Source organism: Streptomyces sp. NPDC017979 (genome assembly GCF_044328175.1).
Classification (GTDB): Bacteria; Actinomycetota; Actinomycetes; order Streptomycetales; family Streptomycetaceae; genus Streptomyces.
Window position 1 is genome coordinate 197,622 of the sequence record NZ_JBIRGU010000007.1, and the last position, 23,835, is coordinate 221,456.

A 23,835-nucleotide genomic window follows, 5' to 3' on the forward strand; every position below is an offset into this window, starting at 1 on the left:
GGGGGCGTTCCGTCAGCCGAGGACGAGCGGGATCCGTACGCCCGCCTCGGCCAGTGCGGCGCTCTCCCCGGCGGTCGCGGTGCGCCGGCCGGTGCCGACGAGCAGTGCGTCCTCGTCGGTCCAGGACGCGGGGAAGGCCGCCCCGGCGATCTCCTCCAGCAGCGCGCGGGCGCCGGCCAGCGCATCGGCGGGCGGCCGGGGCGCCTTCGGCAGGTGCGCGACCAGGTCCAGGTGGTGCAGCGTCCACTCCATGACGTACGCGTGGAGGTAGTCGCCCGCGGTGAGGACCACGTCACGGGTGCTGACCCGCAGCGCGGGGTCGGCGAGTTCGGCGGCGCGGCCGGCTGCGGAGCCGACGTCGTCGAGGTGGAACTTCAACAGCCGGGACTCGCCGTACGCGGCGGCCAGCCGCACGGTGAGCGCGTCGAGCGGGTCGTCACCGCTCGGCGGCGCCCCGGCGACTTCCCAGTAGGTCGCCGCGTTCCGCGTCACCGCGGCCCCGGTCGGGGTCACCAGCGTGATCAGGACGTCCTGGGCGTCGATCACCAGATGGCACACCAGGTCGCGGACGAGCCAGCCGGCGCAGCCGGACGGGCGGGCGAGGTCCTCGTCGGAGAGGTGGGCGACGGCCGTCCGCAGCGCCGCCCACGAGGTTAAGAAGAGATCCACGCCCGCACGCTAGCAGCCGCGCACGGCCGTCGACCGGTGCAGTGACGCCCTACGCGCCGCCGCCCGTGCGGACGCGGGACAGCACCTGGTCGACCAGTTCGCCGGTGGGCAGTTCGCCGTCGAGGTACACGGTGTCGCGGGGCAGGGCGTCGATCGCAGCGACGCACGCCGCGATCTGCTCCTTGCACCAACTGCGGACCTCCGCCTCCCGCTCCGGGTCGTCCGGGGCGTGCACCCGGTTGTCGATCCGCGCCTCGAGGACCTGCGGGGCGACCTTGAGGAAGAAGTGGTGGACGTCGATGCCGCGTTCCCGCAGCCCGTCGAAGATCTCGGCGTGATAGCCGGGGTCGACCAGGGTCATCGGGACCAGCAGGGGGCGGCGGTACTCCGCGACCAGTGCCGCGGCCAGGTCGACGACCTGCCGCCGCCACAGCGGCAGGTCCTGGAAGTTGCCGGTCGGCACCGGCACGATCTCCCGCAGCAGATACCCGACCTGTTCCGGGTCGTACACGAGGGCTTCGGGCCAGCGCGGTCGCAGGGCGTCCGCCAGGGTGGTCTTCCCGCTGCCGAATGCGCCGTTCACCCAGACGATCAAGTCCCTGTCTGCCATGTGCCCGCCTTCCACGTCCTGTCTCTGCCGTGCCCACCCAGCATGCCGGACCGGTGTGCCTGGGCGGGCATCACCCCGTCCGTCGTTGGATCCGCCAGAGGCCGAAGACGGTGAGGAGCGCGCTGAGCACCAGGTAGATCGCGGTTTCCAACCCTTGGAACGCCCAGTAGCGGCTGCCGGGGTGGTACCGCACCTCGACGTGGAGGTCGTGCCCTGCCAGGCACACGGCGGTGTCGCCGAAGGTGCCGTCCGCACCGGTCTTGGGCGGGCCGTCGAGGCAGTCTCCGAAGGTGGCTTCGTCGAGCGCCGCGCCGTTCGCGGTGCGCAGCGGGCTGGTGTCGGCGATCCACGCGCCGGGGGCGTTCGGTATCCGCACCCCGTCGATGACGGCCCCGCCGGCGATGCTGCCCAGGTTCTTCGCCCCGTTGATGGCCTGGGCGGTCATGGGCAGTTGAGCGGTCCGCGGCGGCATCAGGTCGCCTCGTACGACGTTGGGGAAGAAGAACTGGAAGGCGATGAAGCCGACGAGGGTCACGGCCATCGCGGGCAGGGTGCGCCGCAGCAGGAGTCCGCTGATCGTGCCGAAGGTGAAGGCCAGCGCGGCGTATCCGATGGGGACGAGGTTGCGCGCACCGAACTCCACGGTGCCGAAGCGGTTCTCGGCGACCTCGTCGAACGGGTGGGCGGCCCAGGTGAGCAGGGCCGCGGCGGCGCCCGTGAACAGCACGGCCGCAAGGCCCACGACGAGGACCTTGGTGAGCAGCCAGCGCCGTCGGGTGACGCTCTGGTTCCAGACGAGTCGATGGGTGCCCGCCTCCAATTCCCGTGCGATCAGCGGGGCGCCCCAGAAGGTGCCGATGACGGCGGGTACGAGGCCGAGTCCGGCCGCGACGAACAGCAGGGGGTTCTTGTGGGCGCTCTCGAACTGGCTCCTGGCACGGGCGCAGTCGCCCCCGGCGTCGCAGGTGGCACGGTAGGCGTCGTAGCCGTCGCGGACGTCGGCACCGAGGTAGGTGAGGAACGCGGCGATCACGAGCAGCGCACCGAGCCCGAAGAACGCCTGGGCGCGGAACTGTCGCCAGGTCAGCCAGATCATCGCGGTCCCTCCCCGGCGTCGGCGGCCGTGACGGGCCGGGCGGCGGGCCCGTCGGTCGCGCCGGTCAGGTATCCGAGGACGAGTTCTTCGAGGGGGACGGGTTCGACCGGGTGGGCCGCCCACTGGGGCGGGCCCACGGCGCGGACCAGGGCGGTGGTGTGGGTGGTGCCGTGCTCCGCGGCGATCACCTCGATCCCGGCGGGCAGCCGGTCGAACCGGTGGCGCGGCACCACTAGTCGGGCGTGCCGGGCCAGCAGTTCCCCGGTGTCGCCGGCGAGTTGGACCCTCGCGTCGCAGAGCACGACGAGGTGGTCACATGCCTGGGCGATGTCGCCGAGGAGGTGCGAGGAGAGGATGGCGCTGGCGCCCAGTTCCCGGACGAACTCCATGAGGTGGTTCAGGAACCCCTTGCGGGCCAACGGGTCCAGGGCCGCCGCCGGTTCGTCGAAGATGAGCAGTTCGGGGCGTTTGGCCGCGGCGACGGTCAGCGCCAGTTGTGCCCGCTGGCCACCGGAGAGCTGTCCGGCCCGCTTCCTCGGGTCCAGGCCCACCTGGCGGATGCGGCGCTCGGCCAGGGAGGCGTCCCACGCCGGGTTCGTCCTGGCGCCCAGTTCAAGGTGTTCGCCGACGGTGAAGGAGCCGTACGCGGGGGTGTTCTGGGCGACGAAGCCGACTCGGGCGAGGTGGGTGGCGTTCGCGCCGGGGCGTGCGCCGAGGACGGTCAGCGATCCCGCCGTCGGTTCGATCAGTCCGCAGGCCAGGTGCAGCAGGGTCGACTTGCCGGCGCCGTTCGGGCCGACCAGCCCGATGACGCGGCCGGCGGGGACGGTGAGGTGCACGTCGTTCAAGGCCGGTGCGCCGCGGCGGCCGTACGTCTTCGTCAAGCCCTCGGCGTGCAGCGTGGGCGGGTTCTCTGGGTGTGACATGCCCTGAATCCTGGTGTTTCGCTCCGGTGGTCGACACCGGTCCAGGGAACGGTTCCCCCGCTCAGGGACCCTCCTTTCGGCCGGTTCACGGCCGACGGGGCTACGTCATCCAGGGGAGGAGCCAGGCGGAACCAGTGCGTCGACGAAGCGGTTCTCCCACGCCCAGGCCGCCACTTCGACCCGGTTGCGCAGACCGAGCTTGGCTTGGATCCCCGACACGTGTCCCTTGACCGTGCTGAGGGAGATGAACAGTTCGGAGCCGATCTCCTGATTGGTGCGCCCGCGTGCGACGGCGCGGACGACCTCCATCTCCCGACCGGTCAGCGGCGGCTGCCCGGTGTCCGTGCGGAGCTGGGGAGTGCCGTCGTTGAGGTGGCGCAGCAGTCTGAGGGTGATCGACGGCGAGACCAGCGCCTCCCCGTTGTGGGCCGCGCGGACGGCTTCGACCAGCAGGGCGGGCCCGGCGTCCTTGAGGACGAAGCCCACTGCGCCACCGCGCAGCGCCCCGTACACGTACTCGTCGAGGTCGAAGGTGGTGACGACGACGACCCGCAGCGGGTCGACCACGTCCGGACCGGCGAGCGCCCGGGTGACCTCGATGCCGTCGAGCGCGGGCATCCTGATGTCGACGAGGCAGACGTCCGGGCGCAGCCTTCTGGCCGCCTCGATCGCGTCGGCCCCGTCCGCCGCCTCCCCGATGACGGTGATGTCGGGCTGGTCCTCCAGGATGAGGCGCAGTCCGCGGCGGATCATCGCCTGGTCGTCGGCGATCAGGACCGTGATGGTCATGTGGGCTCCCTGGTGGGGACGGGCAGGGTGGCCACCACGGACCAGCCGGGGCCGGGCCGCGGGCCGGCCCGCAGCGAGCCGCCGAGCGTCTCGACGCGTTCGCGCATGCCGATCAGACCGTAGCCGCCGCGGGGTCGGGCGGCGGACGGTGGAGCGTCGTCGACGACCTCGACGGTGACGGTTTGCGGAGAGCGGGCGACGTCCACCTCGACCGTACGGGCGCCCGGTGCGTGGCGCAGCACGTTGGTCAGGGCTTCCTGGACGATGCGGTACACGGTGCTGGTCACCTCCGGCGGCCAGTCGGCGGCGGCGTCGGGCATGCGCAGACGCACCTGCGGGCCCTGTCGTGCGAACCGCTCCACCAGCGCGCTCAGTTCCTCCGGGCCGGGCGAGGCGGGCGCGGCGTCGTCGGCGTCGCGCAGCAGCCCCACGACGCGGCGCATCGCGGCCAGGGCTTCGGCGCCGGCGGCTTCGATCTCGGCCAGCGAGTCCGGGACCTTCCCCGGGTCCCGCTTGGCCACGACCTGCGCGGCCTGGGCCTCGATCAGCATCCCGGTGATGTGGTGGGCCACGACGTCGTGGAGTTCACGGGCGAGATCCAGCCGCTCCGCCCGGCGTACGGCGTCGGCGGTGGCCCGTGCCCGGTCGTCGTGGGCACGGGCCCGCAGTCCCACGGCGACGGCGCTCAACCAGCCCACGGCGGTGATGGCCACCACCGAGGAGGAGGGCCGGGCGGCGAGTTGCCCGGCGATCAGCGGCAGTCCGGTGGCGGCGAGGACGGCGGCGCGTGCCGGGGGGAGCGTCCTGACGGCGGATCCGACGAGCACCGCGAGGCCCATGGTCATCGCGGGGCCGGGTTCGGCGGGCAGTCGGACGTCGGGCAGCAGGCCGACGAGCACGGTGACGCCCGCCGTGCCGACGCCCGCGACCGCCGTGTGCAGGAGGGCGCGGTGGCGCGCGAGCGCGAGCGCGCACACCACCGCGGAGGCGACGGTGCCGGGGAGCCAGTACGCGGCGCCCCAGCTCTCCGCCACGGCGAGCGCCTGGAGTGCGATCGCCGTCAGGAAGAGGACGCCGAGCCCGACGGTGGTGGCCTGCACGCTCGTCATGATGATCAGGTTAAGGAGCGGAGCCGGCCTGCGGACCGGCCGAAAGTACGGAATCGGCCGACGGCGACCGGTCGGGGTTCACCAGCGGATGGCCGTGAAGTCGATCGGGCGGGGGTGGAGCAGTTGCGTGCGGTGTGCCAGTGCCAGCAACCGGCGGGACATCTCGTCGGCCGCGAGGTGGCGGCGGTCGCCGTGGCCCGGCAGCACCCACTCGAACCGCAGCATCGGCGCCACCCTCGCCAGGGATGCGGCCAGTTCTTCGATGGAGTACCAGGTCACGCTCTCCGCAACGGCCAGGTCGTCGATCGTGCGCGACCAGTAGAAGCTGTCGCCGCTGAAGCAGTACCGGTCGTCGGCGAGGTAGAGGACGCTGCCCTCGGTGTGGCCGGGGAGCGGATGGACGGTGACGCCTTCGGCGATCTCCTGGGGTTCGGTGCCGTGGAGGACCCGGTCAGCGTCCGGCGCGGCATCGAGGTCGCCCCGGTGGATCCACAGTCGGGCGCCGTAGTGGTCGGCGTAGCTGCGGCCGTGGGCAGCGTGGTCGCGATGGGTCAGCAGCACGTCGGTGACCGGTCCGGTGGCCGCGTACCGGTCGGCGAGCGCTCGGCTCCACCGCGGGGTGTCGATCATCATCTGCGTGCCGCCCGGGCGCCGGAGCAGATACGCGTTGGCGCCCGCGGTCCGCGGCGAGTTGTGCCCGCACAGCAGCACGACGTCGTCCAGGGCCAGCGGGAAGGGGTCGTCGGCCGGGTCCAGCCGGCCGGCGGCGGGGCGGATGGAGCGGGTGTGGCAGGCGAAGGCCGCGGCGTGCAGGAGCCGGGTCTCCGCCTCGTCCACCGGTAAGCGCCGCACCTGCGACTTCCCGTCCACCTCGGCGAACACCTCGGGTGCGAACTGCCGGGCGACGTCACAGTTCGTGCAGCGGTCGTCCACGTACCAGCCGTCCACGGGGCCTCCTCACGAGCGGTTGGGCGCCCCGGGCGGGGCGCCCAACCACCCATATCCCACGTGCGGCCGACCGCGGTAGTGCGCGGCGCCCCGTCGGCCTCAGCCCTGGAGCAGTTTCAGCGTCTGCGCCCAGCTGTCGGCGCGCGCCTGCTCGTTCGCGACCCGAGTGCCGCCCGTCTTGATGGGCGCGCCGTTCACCGGGTGTTTGAAGCGGAGACCCCTCGGGAGGTTGGGCGGCATGCCGAGGGAGTGTCCGGCGTCGTCGTAGGTCAGGGACCGGTGCTGCTGGCCCGACGCGCCGCGCTGCTCGGCGATCCTCTTCACGGAGTCCTCCGTCGGCCACAGTCCGTCCTCACCGCCGGCGACGGCGAGCACCGTGCCGCGCACCCGGTCGAGGGGGATCGTGATGTGCTCGATCGCCTTGCCGTCCTTCGTCCAGGCCGGCTCGCGTCCGATGGGGAAGCCGGGGTTGGTGTTCTCGCTCGGTGAGAAGAGGACGACGTCGTGGACCAGGTCCGGATGGTACTGCGCGAGGAGTTGCGCGGCCTCGCTGCCGCGCGAGGTGCCGATGACGGTCGGCCGCTTTGCCGGGGCGCCGGCTTCCTTGTGCAGCAGCCGGGCCGCGGAGGCGAAGTAGTCCAGCTCGATCCGCGCCAGGTTCTCCGGGCGCTCGGGGCAGCCGAAGTAGCACAGGGCGAGCACGGGGTGCCCTCGGGAGGCCCACACGGCGGCGGAGTACGGGTCGCTGGGTCCACCTTCCGAGCCGCCGAGGTTCAGCACGGGCGTCCGGCGCTCCGTTCCGGCCGCCGGCAGGTACAGCGTGCCGACCACCCCGTCCTTCGCCGCGGTCAGCGAACGGTGGGTTGCGCCCTCGCGCAGCCAGGTGCGGGTCAACCGCTCGGCCGCGACCTGCTCCCCGTCGGTCTCGACGGCCAGGTTCACCTCGTACGAGGACTGTTCCTGCGGCCACTTGGGGGCGAAGAACGACTCGTCGGGGTCGCCCTTCGCGGGCTCCATCGACCAGAACAGGCCCATGCCGTCGGCCTTCTCGTACGTGCCCGAGCGCGGCCGGGCACGGTTCAGGTCCACCGTGCCCTTCTCGTCGGCGGCGAACTCGGCCCGTCCGGTCCACTTCATCCCTTCGTAGTCCATGGCCTGCGAGGTCACCTTCACCTTCTGGCCCGCCTCCAGACCGGTGACCTGGATCCGCACGGGCTCGTCGGCGAGGGCCGTTGGCTTGTCGACCCGCAGTTGCACGTCGCTGTTGTCACGGTCGCTGTTCCGCTCGCCTCCGCTGCTGCACCCGACGGTGAGCAGTAACGCGAGCCCGACGGCCGCGGCGGCGGCCGTTCGTGTCCTTGGTTTAGTCATCCGTGTCCCCCGGTGATCGTCGCGCGGTCGCGGCCCTTCGTTCCTGTCGAGCCTCGTCCGCGCTTGTCCCTTACCCCAGCGTGCTCGACGGCGACGGCGGGTGCATGGGCCGGTTCCGGCAACGTCCGCCCCGGGGAAACTGCCGCACACCGGTGATTTCCGGGGGCCGCGGCGGTCATCACTGTGTAGGGCCTAGTTCCGGCCTCCGAGGCCGGTGGGCTCGTGACCGCGCGCTGGGCGCGCCCGAACGCCAGGAGAGTGCGATGCCCCGGATCATTCCGAACCTGTGGTTCGACACGCAGGGCAAGGATGCCGCCGAGTTCTACTGTTCGATCTTCCCTCGCTCCCGGATCACCCGGATCCTGCACTACGGCGAGGCGGGCCCGCGGCCCGCGGGCACCGTGCTCACCGTGGACTTCGAACTCGACGGCCAGCGGTACACCGCGATCAACGGTGGTCCCGACTTCACCTTCACCGAGGCGGTGTCGCTACTGGTCGAGTGTGCGGACCAAGAGGAGGTGGACCGCTACTGGCAGGCGCTGACCGCGGACGGCGGCGAGCCGGGCCAGTGCGGCTGGCTCAAGGACAAGTACGGGCTGTCCTGGCAGGTCGTGCCGCACGGCCTGGACGACGTGCTCAACGACCCCGACCCGGCTCGCGCGGACCGCGCGATGCGAGCGATGTTCACGATGAGCAAGCTCGACCTCGCGGCGATCAAGGCGGCGGCGGACGGTTAGAGGGTGTCCGCAGGCGGGTTAACCCCAGGTCAGCGGGTCGAGGTGGAGATAGAAGCGCTGCCGATCGCGGTCGAGTTCGATGCCGTACTGCTCGGCGAAGACCTCGTCCGCGGCGCGCGCCCGGTCTTCGTCCGGCCAGGTCTCCCGGGAGTTGGCGAGCAGGAGGGCGATGTCGGCGTAGCGGTCGCCCCGGCCGAGGCGACCGAGGTCGATGAAGCCGGAGACGCGCAGGGTGTCGGGGTCGAGGACGATGTTGGGCAGGCACAGGTCGCCGTGGCACACGACCGGGTCGGCCGCTTCCTGGGCGAGGCGCTCGTCCAGTTGGGGGGTCAGGAGGGCGAGCAGGTCGGTGCCGGGGACCTCCCGCTGTTCCGGCGGGAGGAAGTCGGGGTTGACGGCGCCGCGGGCGACGACGGAGCGGGCGGCGGCGAACATCGCGGTGAGGTCGCGGTCGAAGGGGCAACGCGCCACGGGCAGCTCGTGCAGTTGGCGTACGGCATCGATGATCGGCCGCCAGGCCGTCCACAGGTCCGCGGCCGGTACCTGGTCGGCGGGCACGCCGGGGACCGCGCTGGTCACCAGCGCCGCCGCGGTTTCGGTCTCGCGCCAGTCGAGCACCCGCGGCCCGGAGACGCCCTGCTCGGCGAGCCAGGCGACGCGGTCCCGCTCGGCCGCCAGCTCACGCACGTCTGGTTCGGTGGCGGGGACGCACTTGGCGTACTGCGTGCCGTCCGCGGAACGGAGGACGACCGCTCCGGACTCACCGCCCGTCACGGGCTCCCAGCCCCCGTTCGGCTCCGGCAACTCCCCGACCAGCGACGCGAAATCGATCATGCGGGAAGCCTAACCGGGTGAGGTCACCGGGGTCGCCTTCTTTACGGGACGTCGCCGGACCAGTCCCATCTTCCAGGGCTACCGGGGCGCGGCCGGTACAGAGCCCGGCCGCCCGCTCCGTACCGGCCTATCTCGGTGGTGAGTGCGGCGCCGGTCGCGCGCTGGGCCGGCGTCCAGCCCGTGACGTCCAGGAGCAGCCCGTCGAGCGGTCCGGCGACCAACTGGGCGTAGTCCCGGCCGGGTCGGGGGCCGGGACTGTCGTGGTCAGCGCCGTACACCCGACCCTGCATGAAGCTCTCCGCATCCATGTCACCAGCCTGGCACCCACCACTGACAATGCTCGTTGGCGCGGTGGGCCCGTGGTGTCGCGGTTCGCAGTTCGTCACGTCCGTTCGCAGAGCAGGAAGAGGTGGGGTTCGGCCGGCCAGTTCGGGTCCGCCGGCTCCAAGGTGGCCTGGTGCGACCAGCGGACCGTGAAGCCGGCCCCGGTCACCGCGGCGGTGAAGGCTTCGGCGTCGAAGCTGGTGACCCGCACCGGGTGCCCCATGAACTCGACCGTCAATCCGTTGACGTCGAGCGGAACGGTGGCGATGGCCAACCGCCCGCCGGGGACCAGTGCGCGGGCGACGCGGTTCAGCAACCGGGTCTGCTCGTCGCGGGACATCTGGAGGAGGGAGAAGTACACGCACACGGCGTCGTAGGAGCCGTCCGCGAGGTCGAACGTGCGCACGTCGGCGCAGACGAAGGAGCCGCCGGGCACCTGGCGGGCGGCGATGTCCACCATGACGGGCGAGATGTCGACGCCCAGGACGTGGTGGCCGGCGTCGACGAGGGTCCGTGCGGTCGGTCGCCCCGTACCGCACCCCAGGTCGAGGACGTTACTGCCGGGAGCCAGTTCGGCCAGGAGGCGGCGCAGGGACTCGTGGTGCCCCGGGGAGTGGGCGAAGGAGCGCTCGTAGTCGGCGCCGAGTGCGTCGAACACCTCGGCGGGACCGGCGATGTGCTCGCTGCGGCCGTGCTCGTCGGTGGGGCGTTCGGCGGCGGGGTGTTCGGCGGTCGCTTCCGTCGGTGGCTGTACGGGACGGGCTCGGGAGAGTTCGAAGAAGCCCTTGACCCCGCTCATCAGCTGGAAGCCGTCCCAGAGGCGTCCGGCCGCCTCCCCGGTGGGCACGGGGGCGACGACCGGGCCGAAGAAGCCGACGCGCTCGCCGTCCGGGGCGATGACCGCCAGGACCGGGGTGCCGACGTCGTTCCCCACGAGGGCGATGGCCGCCGCGTGCGAGGAGCGGATCGCGGCGTCGTACGCGGTGGACTCGGCTTCTCCCGCGAGTTCCGGCGGCAGCCCCGCGTCGGTGAGTACCCCGGTGAGGTTCCCCCAGTCCCCGTCGCGGTGGAAGCGGTTCCCCATCGCCGTCAGCAGGTCACCGAGCGCCTGCTGTCCGAACCGGGCCTCCACCGCGGCGCACAGCCGCACGGGGGCCCACATGTACTCCCCCCAGTCGCCTTCGGGGTCCTCGTCCCGGTGTTCGTTGAGCACGGACAGGCTCATCAGCCGCCAGCGGACGGCCAACGGGCGCACCGCGGCCGCCTCCACCAACCACCGGGACGTGAGCCAGGTGTACGGGCACACCGGGTCGAACCAGAAGTCCACCGTCTGCGGCTCGGTCATCGGGCCCACCTCCTGGGCCCAGGTATACCCTTCGGCCGGGCCGGATGGGGGCGGCCCCCGGGTTCTCACTCGGCGATTTTGGTCGCCCGTTCCCAGACGAAGACCTTCAGGGATGTCCCGTCGCGCTGTTCGTGCTCGGTGGTGGGCGCGAAGTGCTGGTAGCCGTTGCGCCAGGGCAGTTTGAGGTTCTCGTCGGTCCTCGGCACGTACCGCACGCGCTGCTGCTCGGGGAGGTGGGAGGGGCCGCCCCGCAGCACGGCGTTCGGCTCCACGACGGTGGTCGCGCCACGGTCGGACTCGACTGCGTTCCGATCGACGATGCCCATCAGGAATGCTTCCCCTCTCAGAGAGTTGTCCGCAACAGGAAGTCGGCCGCCCGGGAACACTATGGTCGTCCCTGAGCGAGCGATACCCCTACGAACCCCCCTAAGTACGCGCACCCTTCCCTGCACCGACGGTCAGGGGTGGCGCATGCGCCACTTGCGAACGGGGCTCTTCGGCCACGACGCGTCCGGGCACGTCACCGGCTTCGTACGCGCGACGGTGCGGCTCATTCGGCAGGGCTCCTGGGGCGCGCCCGACGGGTGTGCCGGCCGGTCTGGGACCATGGACTCATGACCGAACGCAAACCGCCGGGGGTCAGTCACGAGTCCTGGGTGGACCACCAGATCCGCGATGCCGAGGCACGAGGCGAGTTCGCCTCCCTGCCGGGAGCCGGAAAGCCCCTGCCCGCCGACGTCGAGGCCCCGTACGACGAGCTGTGGTGGATCAAACGGAAGATGGCCCGGGAGGGGATGAGCGTCCTGCCGCCCGCCCTCGCCCTGCGCAAGGAGGCCGAGGACGCCTTGGCGGCGGCGTGGGCCGCGCCTTCCGCGGAGGCGGCGCGGCGCATCGTGGCGGAGGTGAACCCGCGGATCCTGGAGATGATGCTGCGGCCCCCGCCCGGTCCGCCGCTGGGCTTGAAGCCGTACGACCTCGACGAGATCGTCCGCGAGTGGCATGCCCGACGGGCCGCCGGCGGAGCCACCGGGATCGCGGACTCAACGGGGGGCCGCTGAGTGAGCCGCCCTGCGCGATGACGTCAACGCGGCGCCGCCCCTAAGGTCGGCGCCGCGCCGTCACGTGCTCGATCACGCGCTCAGTGACGCGGGCCACCGCTCGTAGCGGTGCGCCGGTGTCAGTACGTGGTCATGCGCACCGGATCGGTATCGACCGCGCTGTGGCGCTCCGCCCAGGTCTCCAGAGCGGTACGGCAGGCGTGGTCCAGGTGGTGCAGTCCCGTGAGGTCCAGCTCCACCGGGCGGTCGTTCGGCAGCGCCTCCAGGCTGTCCAGTATCTTCGGCAGCCGCAGGAAGGTCGCATTGCCCGACAGGTACGCCTGGACCGGACCGGCACCCTTGTCTATGACCTCAAGCCGGACGTGGGACGCCTCCCAAGCCGTCTTGGCGATGGCGAGCGCAAGGCCGATCAGGACGCCCTCGAACATGCTGATCACGACGATGGACACCGCGGTGACCACCAGGACCACGGCCTCGCCCCGGTGCTGACGCCACAAGCTGATCAACCCCCGCACGGGGACGAGCTTGCAGCCCGCGTGCACCAAGATGCCCGCCAGCGCCGGGATCGGAATGTACGCCAGGACGGACGGCAGCAGCGCCGCGAAGAGCAGCAGCCACACGCCGTGCAGCACGCGGGACGCCTTGGTCCGGGCGCCCGCCTGGACGTTCGCCGCGCTGCGCACGATCACCGCGGTCATGGGCAGGGCGCCGAGCGCTCCGCACACCGCGTTGCCCGTGCCCTGGGCGATGAGTTCCTTGTCGTAGTCCGTGCGCGGGCCGTCGTGCAGTCGGTCGACCGCCGCTGCTCCGAACAGGGACTCGGCGGAGGCGATCAGGGTGAACGCCACGACCGTGCCGATCGCGCCCACGGTGGCCAGGGTGCCGAAGGCGTCGGCCGACGGGGGCTGGATCGAGTCGATCAGCCCGTTCACTTCGACCGTGGCGACGGGCAGCCCGCCGACGGCGGTCGCCAGTGTGGCCAGGCCCACCGCGGCCAGCGGCGCGGGGACCGTACGCATCCGGCGCGGCGCGTGCCGCCACAGCAGGAGGACGGCGATGGTGCCCGCGCCGATCGCGATGGAGGCGAGTGCATCCGTGGACTCCAGGGCCCTGACCAGCGCCCCGGGCAGTTCGGCGATCTTGTTCAGGCCAGAAGCGGGGGCTTCGAAGCCGGCGAGCGAGTAGAGCTGTCCGGCGATCAGCACCAGGCCGATGCCGGCGAGCATGCCTTCCACCACCGAGACCGACACGGCCCGGAAGTAGCGCCCCGTGCGCAGGAAGCCCATGAGGACCTGCAGGAGGCCGGCGACGAGCACGATCGCGCCGAGCACCGGCAGTCCGAACTCCCGGACGGCCTCGAAGACCAGCACGGTCAAACCGGCCGCCGGGCCGGACACCTGAAGGCTGCTTCCGCGCATCAGGCCGGTGACGATGCCGCCCACGATGCCGGTGATCAGGCCGAGTTCGGCCGGGACGCCGGAGGCGACGGCGACGCCCACGCACAGGGGTAGGGCGACGAGGAAGACGACGAGGGATGCGGCGAAGTCCTGCCGCAAGTGGGGGAACCTGGTCATCTGGCTACTCACAGAGCCACGAAGGCGTCGGTGTCGGCCCGGTGGGTCTGCACGGAGCCGGTGTGCACTTCGTAGTACCAGCCGTGCAAGCGGAGCTGGCCGCTGGCGAGCCGTTGTTCGATGCACGGGTAGGACCGCAGGCGCAGCAGTTGCGCGAGGACGTGGCTCTGCACCCCGTCCGCAACGGCCGGGTCGTCCGCGCCACCGGAGGTGGCGGTGGGCGCGGCGTGCGCGAGCCAGTCACGGACGGCGGGTACGCCGGTCAGGTCGTCGCCGCGGACCAGGGCGCCGACCGCGCCGCAGTGGGAGTGGCCGCAGACCACGACGTCTTGGACGCCGAGGATCTCCACGGCGTACTCGATGGTGGCCGCCTCGCTGGTGGGGTGTACCGAGGCGTAGGGCGGGACGATGTTGCCCGCGGTGCGCAGTTCGAAGAGCTGTCCGGGGCGCGCGCCGGTGATGAGCGCGGGGACGACCCGGGAGTCGGAACAAGTGATGAACAGAACCTGGGGGGACTGGCCGGCGGCCAGCCGCGCGAACTCCTCAGGCTGCCGTCCGAACGCACGGGCGTTGTCGATGAGGGGCTGCATGGTGTGGTGAATCCTCCTGGCGCGCCCCTGGGGCGCGTCGGGCTGTCAAGGCACAGGTGGGGGGAAGGACTCTGGTCTCAGCAGCGGAAGACCTGGAGTGCGGCCGGGGTGTGAGCGGTGAGGGATCTCGCCGTGCGCTGGTGGTGCTCGGCGGGGAGGTCCGGCTCGTAGGCCGCAGCCGGATCCTTCGTCGCCCTTGGTGGGCGGGGTGTCGCCGGCGCGACGTCAACGCTTCGGTGCCGGTCGCGGGCGCGTAACGGACTGGCCGTTTCGCCCGGCTGCTCGCAGGTCCTGCCCCGGGGCTCCTTCCCGGGCTCGGTCTTGGTGGGGCCGTAGCTGAGGACGGGTGCGGACGCGGCGGTCACGGCGGGAGCGAGGAAGGGCAGGGCGAACAAGACGATCACTAGAAGCGGTAACAAGCTTCGGGCTGCGGTGTTGCGCACTGCCTTCCTCCCTCCGGGCATGTGGTGGCGCTGTCGTTCGCACGTCAAGGATTGACCAACTAGGTCAACAGAAGGTCAAGGAACACGTTAACGCCTGGTGATCCTTTCTGGGATGTCCTAAGTGGTCCGCGTGGCTGACGGCGTAGCCGGGACGGCCGATCGGCCGTCCGCCCCGCCGCGCGCCGCACCGCGCCCGCCCGCGCCCGGGACGGGGTCGGCCACGAAGGTCACCACTAGGCCGGTGGAGCTTCCCGCGGAGGTCTGCGCACCCGATCGCCCACGCGTCCTTCGCTCGGATTCGGCCGCACCGAAACGCGTTGATGACACGGTTCACCCAGCAGCGTCCGGCAGGGGCGCGGGGCACGATCCGCCGGGCTCGGTCAGCAGCTCGAAATGCCACATCTCATTGGCGTACTTCTGGCAGAGACCGAATGCCGAGCCTTTCCGTATGAGCCAGCCGTCGGCATCGGTCGGGCCTATGTCGACGGCATTTCCCGTCACGTGTGCGGACTTCTCTGGCGCGCTGATGAACTCGCGTGTCTTTTCCAAACTTCCGTGGCGCGCGATCGCCCGCTGGAGGAGATCGCCCTGGTACTCCTTGCTGCGCCAACCGGAGGTGATGAAGAGGTCTATGCCGTCTTCCGTCGCCGCCGTGCCGGCGGTCCGGAGAGCCGTGAGCAGAGCGGGGTCCAATCGGGTCACGGCCGGGTGGTAGGTATCGAAGGGGGTGACTTGACGACCCGATCCGATGGCGCCGCCCTCCCCGTCCACCTGCTTCCCCTTCGATGCTCCACGGTCCGCAGCCAAGACTCCGAAGCCGCCCACACCAAGCTGACCGCCATCCGTTGAAACCACTGCCCAACAGGCCATACCTATCGCCACAAGGGCTGCGACGATCCCGAAGACGAGCGCGTGCCGCCCGCGGCGGCGGGCGGGCGCGCGACCCCGCCGACCATCCCGACCGGCGGTCTCCACCGTCTCCGCCCCCTGCGGCTCCGTCATCTGCTTCGGGTACTTTCCACCCATCGCGATCGCCCTCCGACGTCGTTCCTCGGTCGTTGTGCCACCAGTGAACGAGAAGGCCCATACCGTCGGCGTCTCAGCTTTTCGATACGTTCGCGATATGGCCCGCGTGATGTCATGGGTGTCAGTGGATCGAGAAGTGAACCGGGGACGGGAAAGGGATCGCATGCGAGTGCTCATTGTCGAGGACGAGCCGTATCTCGCCGAAGCGGTTCAGTCGGGACTGCGGCTCGCGGCCATCGCCGCGGATATCGCCGCGGACGGCGACCAGGCATTGGAAATGCTCGACGTCCATGCCTATGACGTCGTCGTCCTGGACCGCGACATTCCCGGGACGCACGGGGACGACGTGTGCCGGTCCGTCGTCGAGCGCCAACTCGGCTGCCGCGTGCTGATGCTCACGGCCGCGAGCCGCCTCCAGGAGAAGGTCGCCGGGTTCGAGATCGGCGCGGACGACTACCTCACCAAACCCTTCGACTTGGAGGAGTTGGTGGTCCGGCTGCGCTCGCTTGCGCGCCGCCCCCGGGAGAGCACCCCACCCGTCTTGGAACACGCCGGGATTCGGCTTGATCTGTTCCGTCGGGAGGTGTTTCGAGACGGACGCTACGTCAACCTGACTCGGAAGCAGTTCGCCGTGCTGGAGCTGCTGATGACGGCGCGGGGCGGTGTCGTCAGTGCGGAGACCTTGCTGGAGCGTGCCTGGGACGAGCACGCGGACCCCTTCACCAACGCGGTGCGGATCACCATCTCCACCCTGCGCAAGCGCCTGGGGGTTCCACCCGCCATCCACACCGTGCCCGGAGTCGGCTACCGCATGGAGGAACCCGGCCAGGAGGCGCACCGATGACCAGCGCGCGGCAACCGACCACGAGCGATGCCCTGTTCAAGTGCCGCCCCCGGCGACTGACCGCACGTCTGCGCCTGACCCTCAGCTACGCCCTCTTCGTCGTCGTCACGGCCGCGACCACGCTCTTCGTGGTCTACGTCGTCATGCGGTTCGTGCCCGACTATCCGCTGACCGCGGTCGATCCCCGCGACAACGCCCGGGTGCCGACCCGCGAGGAGATCCTCGATGCGCTCCTACGGATCTCCGGGTTCGCGCTGTTCTCGCTCGCCGTCGTCGGGATCGTGGGCGGTTGGTTCATCGCCGGGCGGGTGCTCCAGCCGCTCCAGGACATCACGGACGCCGCACTCCAGGCAGCGGAGGGCTCGTTGGACCACCGCATCGGACTCGCCGGCCCTCGGGACGAGTTCACTCATCTCTCCGATGCGTTCGACCACATGCTCGGCCGCCTCCAGGAGTCCTTCGAGGCGCAACAGCGCTTTGCCGCCAACGCCTCCCACGAGCTTCGCACTCCACTCGCGGTCAATCGTGCCCTGCTCGACGTCGCCCGCACGGACCCCGACGGCCAGGACTATCCCCAGTTGGTCTCCCGACTGCATGAGACCAATCAGCGCGGCATCGAGATCGTGAACGCCCTGTTGCAGCTCTCCGCGATCGGACACACCCCGCCCGAGTTGGCCCCTCTCGATTTATCCGAGACGGTCACCGAAGCGCTCGGCGTCGTCCGCGCCGAGGCAGCAGCCCGCTCCGTCGCGGTGCACGCCACCATCCGACCGGTCTCCGTGTCCGCCAATGACGTCCTGTTGCAGCAGGCCACGGTGAACTTGCTGCACAACGCCATTCGTCACAACCGCCCGGTCGATGGCCGGCTGCAGCTCACGGCCGGCCCCTCATCCACCGCGCCAGGGCACGTCGACATCACCGTCAGCAACACGGGCCCGGCGTTGAGCCCCGAGGCCGTCGCCACCTTCACCGAGCCCTTCCTCCGTGGCGAGGGCCGCACATCGGGCCCGGGGCACGGATCCGGCCGGCGGGTGCACGGCCTCGGACTCGCCATCGTGGCCGCCATCACCACCGCGCACCACGGTGAACTCATCCTCAAGCCCAACCCCGACGGGGGCCTGACGGCGATAGTCCGGCTACCCGCGACGGCCGACTGATCACGCCAGTACGTTGGCGGCGGCCATCGCCTCAACTCCTCATCGCCGGCGTCGTCGGCGTCGTCGCAGCAGCCCACTCTCCGCGCGTGCACGATTCCACCGAAAGGATCATATGCTCAGGCCATGCAACGCGATGTGATCGACGGAGTGCCCGTCCTGTGGTCAGAGGCGCCCGGTCCGCTTGAAGCCGCTCTCGTCTTCGGCCAGGGTGCTCGCGACGAGTCATTCCGCACCATCGGGGTCACGCACCTCGTCGAGCACCTCGCGATGAGCACCCTGCCGAGGCTGCACCACGAACACAACGCCTCCGTCTCCCTCAATCTGACCGACTTCAGCGTCAGCGGCACCGACGAGCAGGTCGTCGACTTCCTGGCCGCGGTCTGCAAGGCCCTCACCGCGCTGCCCGTCGATCGGATCGAGCGCGAGGCGGGAGTGCTGGCCGCCGAGGCCAGCGGGGTGGTCGACCCGGTCACTGCGGAGTTGCTGTCCGCGCGTTACGGTACCGTGGGCGCGGGGCTCGCCTCGTGGGACGGTCCCGGACCGGACCGCATCCCCGTCGAGGCCGTACACGAGACCGTAGCCCGGTCCTTCCACGCCGACAACGCCGTCCTGTTGCTCACCGGCCCGCCACCGCCCACCCTGCGGCTGCCCCTGCCGACCGGTGAACGGCCCGAGCGCGGCGGCGCCCAACCGGTGATGCTGACCGGCTCCCGTTGGCTCGCCGCGAACGTACCCGGCCCCGGTCTGGCGCTGACCGCGGACCTGGAAGACGCTGCGCTGACCGCGGCGCACGCCGTGCTCCAGGAGCGGCTTCGGCAGGTGCTGCGTCATCAGGAGGGGTTGTCGTACGACGTCGACGGCGCGCGGGTGCACACCGGGGGCGGTCGGGGCGAGTTCACCGTGGTCGTCGACGCCCGCGCCGGGCAGCAGCGACGCGTGGCGGAGATCCTGTGGCGCGAGACCCTGCGGCTGGCCGATCAGGGGGTCACCGCGGCCGAGCTCTCGGAGGAGGTCGCCGGTTTCCGCGAGGCGTGGCTCGACCCGCGGGCGACCCCGGCGGAGTTGGGGCAGGCAGGCGCGTGCCTGCTGTCCGGCCTCCCGTACGAGGACGCTGCGGCTCGTCTCGCCGCGCTCGCCGAGGTGACCCCGGACAGCGCGCGGCGGGCCTTCGCGACGGCCCTGTCCACCGCGCTGCTGGTCGTTCCCGAGGACGTCGAGGTGGAGTTGGCACAGCTGGACGGCGCCCCGCTCGCCGAGGGCAGTTGCGCCCACCCCCGTGGCGGGGAGCTTCCTGCCGGGGGCAAGCACTTCAAGCCGCCGATGTTCGCCCGGCTGCGCTTTCCGGAGGCCCGTACAGCCCGTCTGGTGGTCACCGACGACGGGTTGTGGAGCCGTGACGGCCGCGGGGACGTCCACCACCTGCCGTTCGCCGACGTGGTGGGCGTGGAGGTGAACGGGCCCGGGCGGGTGTTGTTCGGGCGCGGCAATTGCCTGATCCCGGTGGTGCCGGAGATGTTCGCCGGCATCGGCGAGGCGGTCGCCGCGATCGACGCAGGCGTGCCGAAGACGCTGCGCTACGAAACCTCCGCCTTCGCCGAGCGCGACGACGACGCTTGCGCACCGCCACCGCCGGCTCAGACGTCTCGGCGCTAGGGCAGGTCCGGGGGTGAGCGTCGTTCGCCCATGGACCGGAGGGAGGCTCCGCGAACCGAACGCGACGGGGAGGCCACGCCCGAGGGCCTGTTCAGGAACGAGGTGCGGCCACCGGGTCGATGGGGGTGAGCACCCCCAGGCGGTCCTCTATCGCTTGGGCCGCGGCCAGGCACAGGTCCTCCCGGAAGGCCCGTCCCACGATCTGCACACCGGTGGGGAGCCCGTCGGTCACCCCCGTCGGCACGGCCACGGCCGGTACGCCCACGAAGCTGGTGGCCGTGGACAGACGCATTCCCGAGGTGACCCGGTCGCAACCCGCTTGGTCGCGCGATTCCAAGCCCGGCTCGAACGGCGGCTCGGTGAAGACCGGGCCGAGCAATAGCGGATGGCTGTCGAGGAACTCGGCCCAGGAGCGTCGGATGCCGAGCCAGGTGCCCATGAGCGCCATGAGTTCGTCGGCACCGGCGGGCGGTGTCCGCTCCATCGCGAAGGAGAGGTAGCGGTCGCCGCCCGCGCCGAGCAGGGTGCGCACGGCGGGCCACGCAGGGGCGAACTCGGTGAGGGTGATGCGGCCGTAGGCGTCGAGCGCTTCGTCCAGCCGCGGCACGTCGGGCACGTCGCACACGGCGTACCCCGCGTCCCGTAGGGCTTCGGCGGCCCGCTCGACCGCCGCCCGTACGGAGGGGTGGACGCCGTGACCGCCGGGGTCCGCTACGACCGCGACGCGGACGGGCGCGGGCAGCGGTTCGCCGTAGCGCGGCACGGGCACCGCCCGCGGGTCGCGTGGATCGGTGCCGGCCAGGACGTCGTAGGCGAGCTTCAGGTCTCCCACGCGGCGCGCCAGCGGGCCGTCGGTGACGAGCATCTGCGACGCGGGGCCCGTGTCGTCGGAGCTCAGCACGCGCTGGTCGGCCGGGAAGCGGCCGGTGGAAGGCTTGAGCGCGGCCACCCCGCAGAACTGGGCGGGGAGGCGGACCGAGCCCCCGGCATCGCTGCCGAGCCCGAGCGCGGCCATACCGGTGGCCACGGCGACCCCGTCGCCCCCGCTGCTGCCGCCCGGGGTGCGCCGGTCGTCCCAGGGGTTGACGGTGTCGCCGAACAGTTCGCTGCGGGAGTGCACACCCGCCAGGATCAGGGTGGGCATGTTGCTGTGCCCGATCGGGACGGCGCCGGCCGCGCGCAGCCGCGCCACGGGCAGGGCGTCCGCCGCTGCCACCAGGTCGCGAAAGCGCGGGACCCCGAAGGTGGTCGCGACGCCCTCGACGGGCGTCGATTCCTTCACCGTGAACGGCACGCCCGCCAGCGGACCCAGTTCCTCGCCCGCGGCCCGTCGTCGATCGATGGCCGCCGCGGCTTCGCGGGCGCGTTCGGCGAGGAGTTGGGTGACCGCGTTCATCCGCGGGTTGACTTCCGCGATCCGCCCCAGATGGCTGTCGACGAGGTCCACGGCGCTCACCTCCCCTCGACGTACCGCCTCCGCCTGGGCTCCGGCGGACAGCTTCCACAGGGCGTCCGGCATGTTCTCGGCCATGGGCTCGACCCACTCCCTCACGTTCCGATGCGGTTGCATCGGAACTGTAGACCACGTACCGATGCACCCGCATCGAATAAAGTGCACACAGCCGCGGCGGAAGCCGCGGGAAACGTGTACGAGCAGCGAGGAAGGTGGCGACATGCCGCGGCAGGTGGACCACGAGGGCCGTCGCCGGCTGATTGCGGAGGCAGTCTGCCGACTCGCCGACGAACGCGGCCTGGAGGGCGTGACGCTGCGGGACGTCGCGGCCCGCGCGCAAGTGTCGATGGGAGCCGTGCAGCGCTGCTTCAGCACCAAGGACGAAATGTTGGCCTTCACGCTCGACCACGTCGGCGAGCGGATCGGGGAACGCGTGCGCGCGCGGGTGGTGCGCGCCCCAGCGCAGTCGGCGGCGAGCGCGCTCGGTCATGCGGCCACGGAGGTGTCGCTCCTAGACCCGGCGCACCGGGCCGAGGCTCGGGTGTGGCTCGCCTTCGTCGCCCAGGCTGCCGTCAGCCCGGAGCTGGCACGCAGGTTGCGGACGAATTACGCAGCGCTGGAAGAGGTGTTCGCCGAGCTCGTCGCGGAGGGCGGCGCGGACGCCGGCGGGAGCGGAGGCGTTGAACCCCGACGGGAGGCCCGCGCCCTGTTGGCCCTCGCCGACGGCCTCACCACCCACGTACTCATCGACCGCCTCACCCACGAGGAAGCACTCGGGGTGCTCGACGCACATCTCGCCGCGCTGTGGCAGCGGATGGCCGGTTCGTAGCCCTGAGGGGCGTCCCGTTGGCCGGGCCTTAGGTGGAGCCCGCTCCACCACAAATGGGGGAGGTAGCCGGCGCGCCCCGAGGCGCCGGCGCTCCTAGCCTTTCGGCCATGCCCTCCGTACTGCTCCTCGCCTTCGCCGCCCTCATCGCCTCCACGGCCCCCGCCTCCGCGACTCCGGCCTCCGCCCCGTCGACGGGCGCGGAGAGCAGCCGCACGGCGCTCCAGCGCAGTGTGGAGGAGTTGACCGGGCCTCACGACCTCGCGGGAGCCGCAGCCCTGGTGACAGATCCGCGCGGCAAGCGGTGGTCGGCGGCCAGCGGACGGGCCGACCTGGGCACGGGCCGGGCGATGAACGCCACCGACCGGTTCCGCATCGGCAGCATCACCAAGACGTTCACCGCAGTGACCGCCCTCCAGTTGGCCGACGAGGGGCTGTTGTCGCTCGACGCGTCCGTGGAGCGGTATCTGCCGGGCCTGGTGCGCGGCCACGGGTACGACGGCCGCACCATCACCGTACGGCAGTTGCTCCAGCACACCAGCGGACTGCCGGACCACAGTGACGCCCTCGCCGACGCCGACGTCTCCTGGCTGCGCCGCCACCACTTCGCCCCGCGGGAGTTGGTGGAGTTGGCGCTGCGCGAACCGCGCCCGACGTCGCCGTGGCACTACTCGACCACCAACTACGTCCTGGTCGGCCTGGTCATCGAGGCAGTCACCGGCCGACCCGCGGAGACGGAGGTCACCCGTAGGGTCATCGAGCCGCTGGGGCTGCGCGACACCTATTGGCCGGGCTCCTCCCCCACCATCCGGGGCCCGCACTCGCGCAGTTACTTCACGGTCCGCGAGGGCGGCGCCGACGGCGCGTGGGTCCAGGTGGACGGCACGACGTGGAACACCTCGGCGGGCGGCGTCGGCGGTGCGCTCGTCTCCACGACGGCCGATGTGAACGCCTTCTTCGCCGCCCTGCTCGGCGGGCGGCTGCTGAGCCCCGAACGGCTGGCCGAGATGCGGACGACCGTCGCCGGAGACCCGAATCGACTCGGCCCCGAAGGCCGGTACGGACTCGGTCTGATCACCGGCCCGCTGCCGTGCGGCGGCCGTTTCACCGGGCACACCGGCGGCACCCGCGCCGGCCATCACACCATCAGCGCCGCGGCGCCGGACGGACGGCAGGTGACAGTGGTCGTCAACGAGACCCCGCGCACCGAAGAGGCAGCCCACGCCCTGCTCGCCGCGGTGAACACGGCCCTCTGTCCCTGACGGACACTCCGGACACTCCCTAGGGGGCGTGCCCCTCGGCGTACTGCTCGGCGTACGCGTCCGTCGCCGGGACGACGGTGATGACGTCGACCATCACCCCGTCCGGGCCGGCGACGATGAAGTGGCGCTGCCCGAACTCCTCGGTCCGCAGCGGCAGCAGTTCCGGCAACTGCGCGGTGCCGACGAGGCGGCGGTACTCCGCGTCCACGTCCTCGACCTCGAAGTTCAGCAGGAGCCCGCCCTCGATCGGATTGCGGTGCCCCTCCGGGACGCTGGCGTGGGTGGGGTCGAGCAGGGCGAGTTCGTACTGCGGGGCGTCGGGGCGGCGCAGGCTCACGTACCAGTCGGCTTCGAAGGTGACCTCGAAGCCGAAGTGACGGGTGTAGAAGTCGCGGGACGCGGCGACGTCGCGGGTGCAGATCACCGGGTAGAAGCCGCTGAGCGCGCTGGTCATGAGGGGTCCTCTCGTCGTGCTGGAGCGGGGCGGCCGCGGGCCGCACCCTTTTCACATACCCAAGGTATGCGAAGTGTGGAGTTAGCATACCCGGGGTACGCGAAAAGGGAAGGACGGTACGGACATGGCCACCAGTCGGGCCGAGCAGCGGGCGGCGACGCGACGGGCGTTGCTCGCGGAGGGGCGGCGCCGCTTCGCCGCCGACGGGTACCACGACGTCGTGCTCGCGGAGGTGGCCGCCGCCGTCGGCGTCACCAAGGGCGCCGCGTACCACCACTTCGCGAGCAAGGCGGGCCTCTTCCGCGCCGTGGTCGCCGAGGTCCAGACCGAGTTGGGCGAGCGGGTCGCCGCGGCGGCCGACGCCCACGCCGACCCTTGGGAACAGCTTCGGGCCGGCTGCCGGGCCTTCCTCGCGGCCGGAGCCGATCCGGCCGTCCGTCGCATCGTGCTGGTGGACGCGCCCACGGTGTTGGGCTGGGACGAATGGCGCGCCATGGACGACGACGCATCGGCCCGGCACCTGGCGGAGGCACTGGAGTCCCTGGTGGCGGCGGGCGTCATCGCGGACCAGCCGGTGGCGCCGCTGGCCAGGCTGCTGTCCGGGGCGATGAACGAGACGGCGATCTGGCTGGCGCGCTCGACCGCCCCGTCCGCGCTCACCGACGCCGAGCAGGCCCTGGACCGCCTACTGTCCGGATTGCGGACGCAGGAATCCGCAGAATAGGACGCACCCCCTG

At 71.6% G+C, this 23,835-nt stretch carries 26 protein-coding genes and 1 pseudogene; 8 read left to right on the top strand and 19 right to left on the bottom strand.

The genetic code is table 11. The features are described from left to right. Nucleotides 1-12 precede the first annotated feature (12 nt). From ACH4E8_RS20345 to ACH4E8_RS20380, 8 genes are all read right to left on the bottom strand, one after another. On the bottom strand, nt 13-669 hold the full coding sequence (locus ACH4E8_RS20345) for a maleylpyruvate isomerase N-terminal domain-containing protein (RefSeq protein ID WP_398450069.1): 657 nt from the start codon (nt 667-669) through the stop codon (nt 13-15). A 49-nt stretch (nt 670-718) separates the two neighbouring features. Next, complete coding sequence (locus ACH4E8_RS20350; RefSeq protein WP_398450309.1) at nt 719-1,264, bottom strand: AAA family ATPase; 546 nt, start codon at nt 1,262-1,264, stop codon at nt 719-721. 85 nt (nt 1,265-1,349) lie between these two features. Then, the gene (locus ACH4E8_RS20355; RefSeq protein ID WP_398450071.1) at nt 1,350-2,375 is read right to left on the bottom strand and encodes an ABC transporter permease subunit; all 1,026 of its coding nucleotides are present in this window, start codon (nt 2,373-2,375) and stop codon (nt 1,350-1,352) included. Beyond that, nucleotides 2,372-3,301 (bottom strand): ABC transporter ATP-binding protein, encoded by a 930-nt coding sequence (locus ACH4E8_RS20360; RefSeq protein WP_398450073.1) that lies wholly within the window; start codon nt 3,299-3,301, stop codon nt 2,372-2,374. The genes ACH4E8_RS20355 and ACH4E8_RS20360 overlap by 4 nt, the downstream gene beginning before the upstream one ends. Nucleotides 3,302-3,406: 105 nt before the next feature. Next, on the bottom strand, nt 3,407-4,090 hold the full coding sequence (locus tag ACH4E8_RS20365) for a response regulator (RefSeq protein WP_398450075.1): 684 nt from the start codon (nt 4,088-4,090) through the stop codon (nt 3,407-3,409). Then, nucleotides 4,087-5,199, bottom strand: a complete 1,113-nt coding sequence (locus tag ACH4E8_RS20370; protein ID WP_398450077.1) for a sensor histidine kinase — start codon at nt 5,197-5,199, stop codon at nt 4,087-4,089. The genes ACH4E8_RS20365 and ACH4E8_RS20370 overlap by 4 nt, the downstream gene beginning before the upstream one ends. Nucleotides 5,200-5,277: 78 nt before the next feature. Then, on the bottom strand, nt 5,278-6,147 hold the full coding sequence (locus ACH4E8_RS20375; RefSeq protein WP_398450079.1) for an MBL fold metallo-hydrolase: 870 nt from the start codon (nt 6,145-6,147) through the stop codon (nt 5,278-5,280). A gap of 99 nt (nt 6,148-6,246) precedes the next feature. After that, on the bottom strand, nt 6,247-7,518 hold the full coding sequence (locus tag ACH4E8_RS20380) for an acyl-CoA thioesterase/bile acid-CoA:amino acid N-acyltransferase family protein (protein WP_398450081.1): 1,272 nt from the start codon (nt 7,516-7,518) through the stop codon (nt 6,247-6,249). 263 nt (nt 7,519-7,781) lie between these two features. Between ACH4E8_RS20380 and ACH4E8_RS20385 the strand changes: the two genes are divergently transcribed. Beyond that, nucleotides 7,782-8,255 (top strand): VOC family protein, encoded by a 474-nt coding sequence (locus ACH4E8_RS20385; protein ID WP_398450083.1) that lies wholly within the window; start codon nt 7,782-7,784, stop codon nt 8,253-8,255. A gap of 18 nt (nt 8,256-8,273) precedes the next feature. On the opposite strand, the gene ACH4E8_RS20390 is transcribed toward ACH4E8_RS20385, so the two are convergent. The 5 genes and pseudogenes from ACH4E8_RS20390 to ACH4E8_RS20410 all read right to left on the bottom strand — a co-directional run bounded on the left by ACH4E8_RS20390 (nt 8,274) and on the right by ACH4E8_RS20410 (nt 11,084). Then, nucleotides 8,274-9,089 (bottom strand): APH(3'') family aminoglycoside O-phosphotransferase, encoded by an 816-nt coding sequence (locus ACH4E8_RS20390; RefSeq protein WP_398450085.1) that lies wholly within the window; start codon nt 9,087-9,089, stop codon nt 8,274-8,276. A 41-nt stretch (nt 9,090-9,130) separates the two neighbouring features. Further along, entirely contained in the window at nt 9,131-9,397 is a 267-nt protein-coding gene (locus ACH4E8_RS20395; protein WP_398450087.1) for a hypothetical protein, read from the bottom strand. Between the two features lie 74 nt (nt 9,398-9,471). After that, nucleotides 9,472-10,212, bottom strand: a complete 741-nt coding sequence (locus tag ACH4E8_RS20400) for a class I SAM-dependent methyltransferase (protein WP_398450311.1) — start codon at nt 10,210-10,212, stop codon at nt 9,472-9,474. Next, nucleotides 10,189-10,758 (bottom strand): annotated as a pseudogene (locus ACH4E8_RS20405) (disulfide bond formation protein DsbA); the annotation flags it as partial. The gene ACH4E8_RS20400 and the pseudogene ACH4E8_RS20405, both read right to left, overlap by 24 nt. A 65-nt stretch (nt 10,759-10,823) precedes the next feature. After that, the gene (locus tag ACH4E8_RS20410) at nt 10,824-11,084 is read right to left on the bottom strand and encodes a DUF5988 family protein (protein WP_398450089.1); all 261 of its coding nucleotides are present in this window, start codon (nt 11,082-11,084) and stop codon (nt 10,824-10,826) included. 288 nt (nt 11,085-11,372) lie between these two features. Here ACH4E8_RS20410 and ACH4E8_RS20415 point away from each other — a divergent pair, with 288 nt between their 5' ends. After that, nucleotides 11,373-11,816 (top strand): DUF1992 domain-containing protein, encoded by a 444-nt coding sequence (locus ACH4E8_RS20415; protein ID WP_398450091.1) that lies wholly within the window; start codon nt 11,373-11,375, stop codon nt 11,814-11,816. Between the two features lie 119 nt (nt 11,817-11,935). Here ACH4E8_RS20415 and ACH4E8_RS20420 read toward each other — a convergent pair whose 3' ends face one another. From ACH4E8_RS20420 to ACH4E8_RS20435, 4 genes are all read right to left on the bottom strand, one after another. After that, nucleotides 11,936-13,390 carry a SulP family inorganic anion transporter gene (locus ACH4E8_RS20420; protein ID WP_398450093.1) on the bottom strand — a complete coding sequence of 485 codons (1,455 nt, stop codon included), beginning with the start codon at nt 13,388-13,390 and terminating at the stop codon, nt 11,936-11,938. Nucleotides 13,391-13,398: 8 nt separating this feature from the next. Beyond that, a complete protein-coding gene (locus tag ACH4E8_RS20425) occupies nt 13,399-13,980 on the bottom strand; it encodes a carbonic anhydrase (protein WP_398450095.1) in 582 nt (193 codons plus the stop codon). Between the two features lie 77 nt (nt 13,981-14,057). After that, the gene (locus tag ACH4E8_RS20430) at nt 14,058-14,375 is read right to left on the bottom strand and encodes a hypothetical protein (RefSeq protein ID WP_398450097.1); all 318 of its coding nucleotides are present in this window, start codon (nt 14,373-14,375) and stop codon (nt 14,058-14,060) included. A 378-nt stretch (nt 14,376-14,753) separates the two neighbouring features. After that, nucleotides 14,754-15,614, bottom strand: a complete 861-nt coding sequence (locus tag ACH4E8_RS20435; RefSeq protein ID WP_398450099.1) for a M15 family metallopeptidase — start codon at nt 15,612-15,614, stop codon at nt 14,754-14,756. Between ACH4E8_RS20435 and ACH4E8_RS20440 the strand changes: the two genes are divergently transcribed. The 3 genes from ACH4E8_RS20440 (at nt 15,613) to ACH4E8_RS20450 (ending at nt 19,103) form a co-directional block, all read left to right on the top strand. Then, entirely contained in the window at nt 15,613-16,293 is a 681-nt protein-coding gene (locus ACH4E8_RS20440) for a response regulator transcription factor (protein WP_398450101.1), read from the top strand. The two genes, ACH4E8_RS20435 and ACH4E8_RS20440, sit on opposite strands and share 2 nt — an antisense overlap. Further along, nucleotides 16,290-17,450 carry a sensor histidine kinase gene (locus ACH4E8_RS20445; protein WP_398450103.1) on the top strand — a complete coding sequence of 387 codons (1,161 nt, stop codon included), beginning with the start codon at nt 16,290-16,292 and terminating at the stop codon, nt 17,448-17,450. Before ACH4E8_RS20440 ends, ACH4E8_RS20445 begins: the two co-directional genes overlap by 4 nt. A gap of 123 nt (nt 17,451-17,573) precedes the next feature. Next, nucleotides 17,574-19,103 (top strand): insulinase family protein, encoded by a 1,530-nt coding sequence (locus ACH4E8_RS20450; protein ID WP_398450105.1) that lies wholly within the window; start codon nt 17,574-17,576, stop codon nt 19,101-19,103. A gap of 91 nt (nt 19,104-19,194) precedes the next feature. On the opposite strand, the gene ACH4E8_RS20455 is transcribed toward ACH4E8_RS20450, so the two are convergent. Further along, on the bottom strand, nt 19,195-20,622 hold the full coding sequence (locus ACH4E8_RS20455) for an amidase (protein ID WP_398450313.1): 1,428 nt from the start codon (nt 20,620-20,622) through the stop codon (nt 19,195-19,197). 154 nt (nt 20,623-20,776) lie between these two features. On the opposite strand from ACH4E8_RS20455, the gene ACH4E8_RS20460 reads away from it, so the two are divergent. Together ACH4E8_RS20460 and ACH4E8_RS20465 are read left to right on the top strand one after the other, a co-directional pair. Then, nucleotides 20,777-21,385, top strand: coding sequence for a TetR/AcrR family transcriptional regulator (locus ACH4E8_RS20460; protein ID WP_398450107.1), 609 nt, complete (start codon nt 20,777-20,779; stop codon nt 21,383-21,385). A gap of 107 nt (nt 21,386-21,492) precedes the next feature. Further along, nucleotides 21,493-22,644: a serine hydrolase domain-containing protein gene (locus ACH4E8_RS20465; RefSeq protein ID WP_398450109.1), complete on the top strand. Its 1,152-nt coding sequence runs from the start codon at nt 21,493-21,495 to the stop codon at nt 22,642-22,644. A gap of 19 nt (nt 22,645-22,663) precedes the next feature. Here ACH4E8_RS20465 and ACH4E8_RS20470 read toward each other — a convergent pair whose 3' ends face one another. After that, nucleotides 22,664-23,098: a VOC family protein gene (locus ACH4E8_RS20470; protein WP_398450111.1), complete on the bottom strand. Its 435-nt coding sequence runs from the start codon at nt 23,096-23,098 to the stop codon at nt 22,664-22,666. A gap of 124 nt (nt 23,099-23,222) precedes the next feature. On the opposite strand from ACH4E8_RS20470, the gene ACH4E8_RS20475 reads away from it, so the two are divergent. Further along, nucleotides 23,223-23,822, top strand: coding sequence for a TetR/AcrR family transcriptional regulator (locus ACH4E8_RS20475; protein WP_398450113.1), 600 nt, complete (start codon nt 23,223-23,225; stop codon nt 23,820-23,822). Nucleotides 23,823-23,835: the final 13 nt, after the last annotated feature.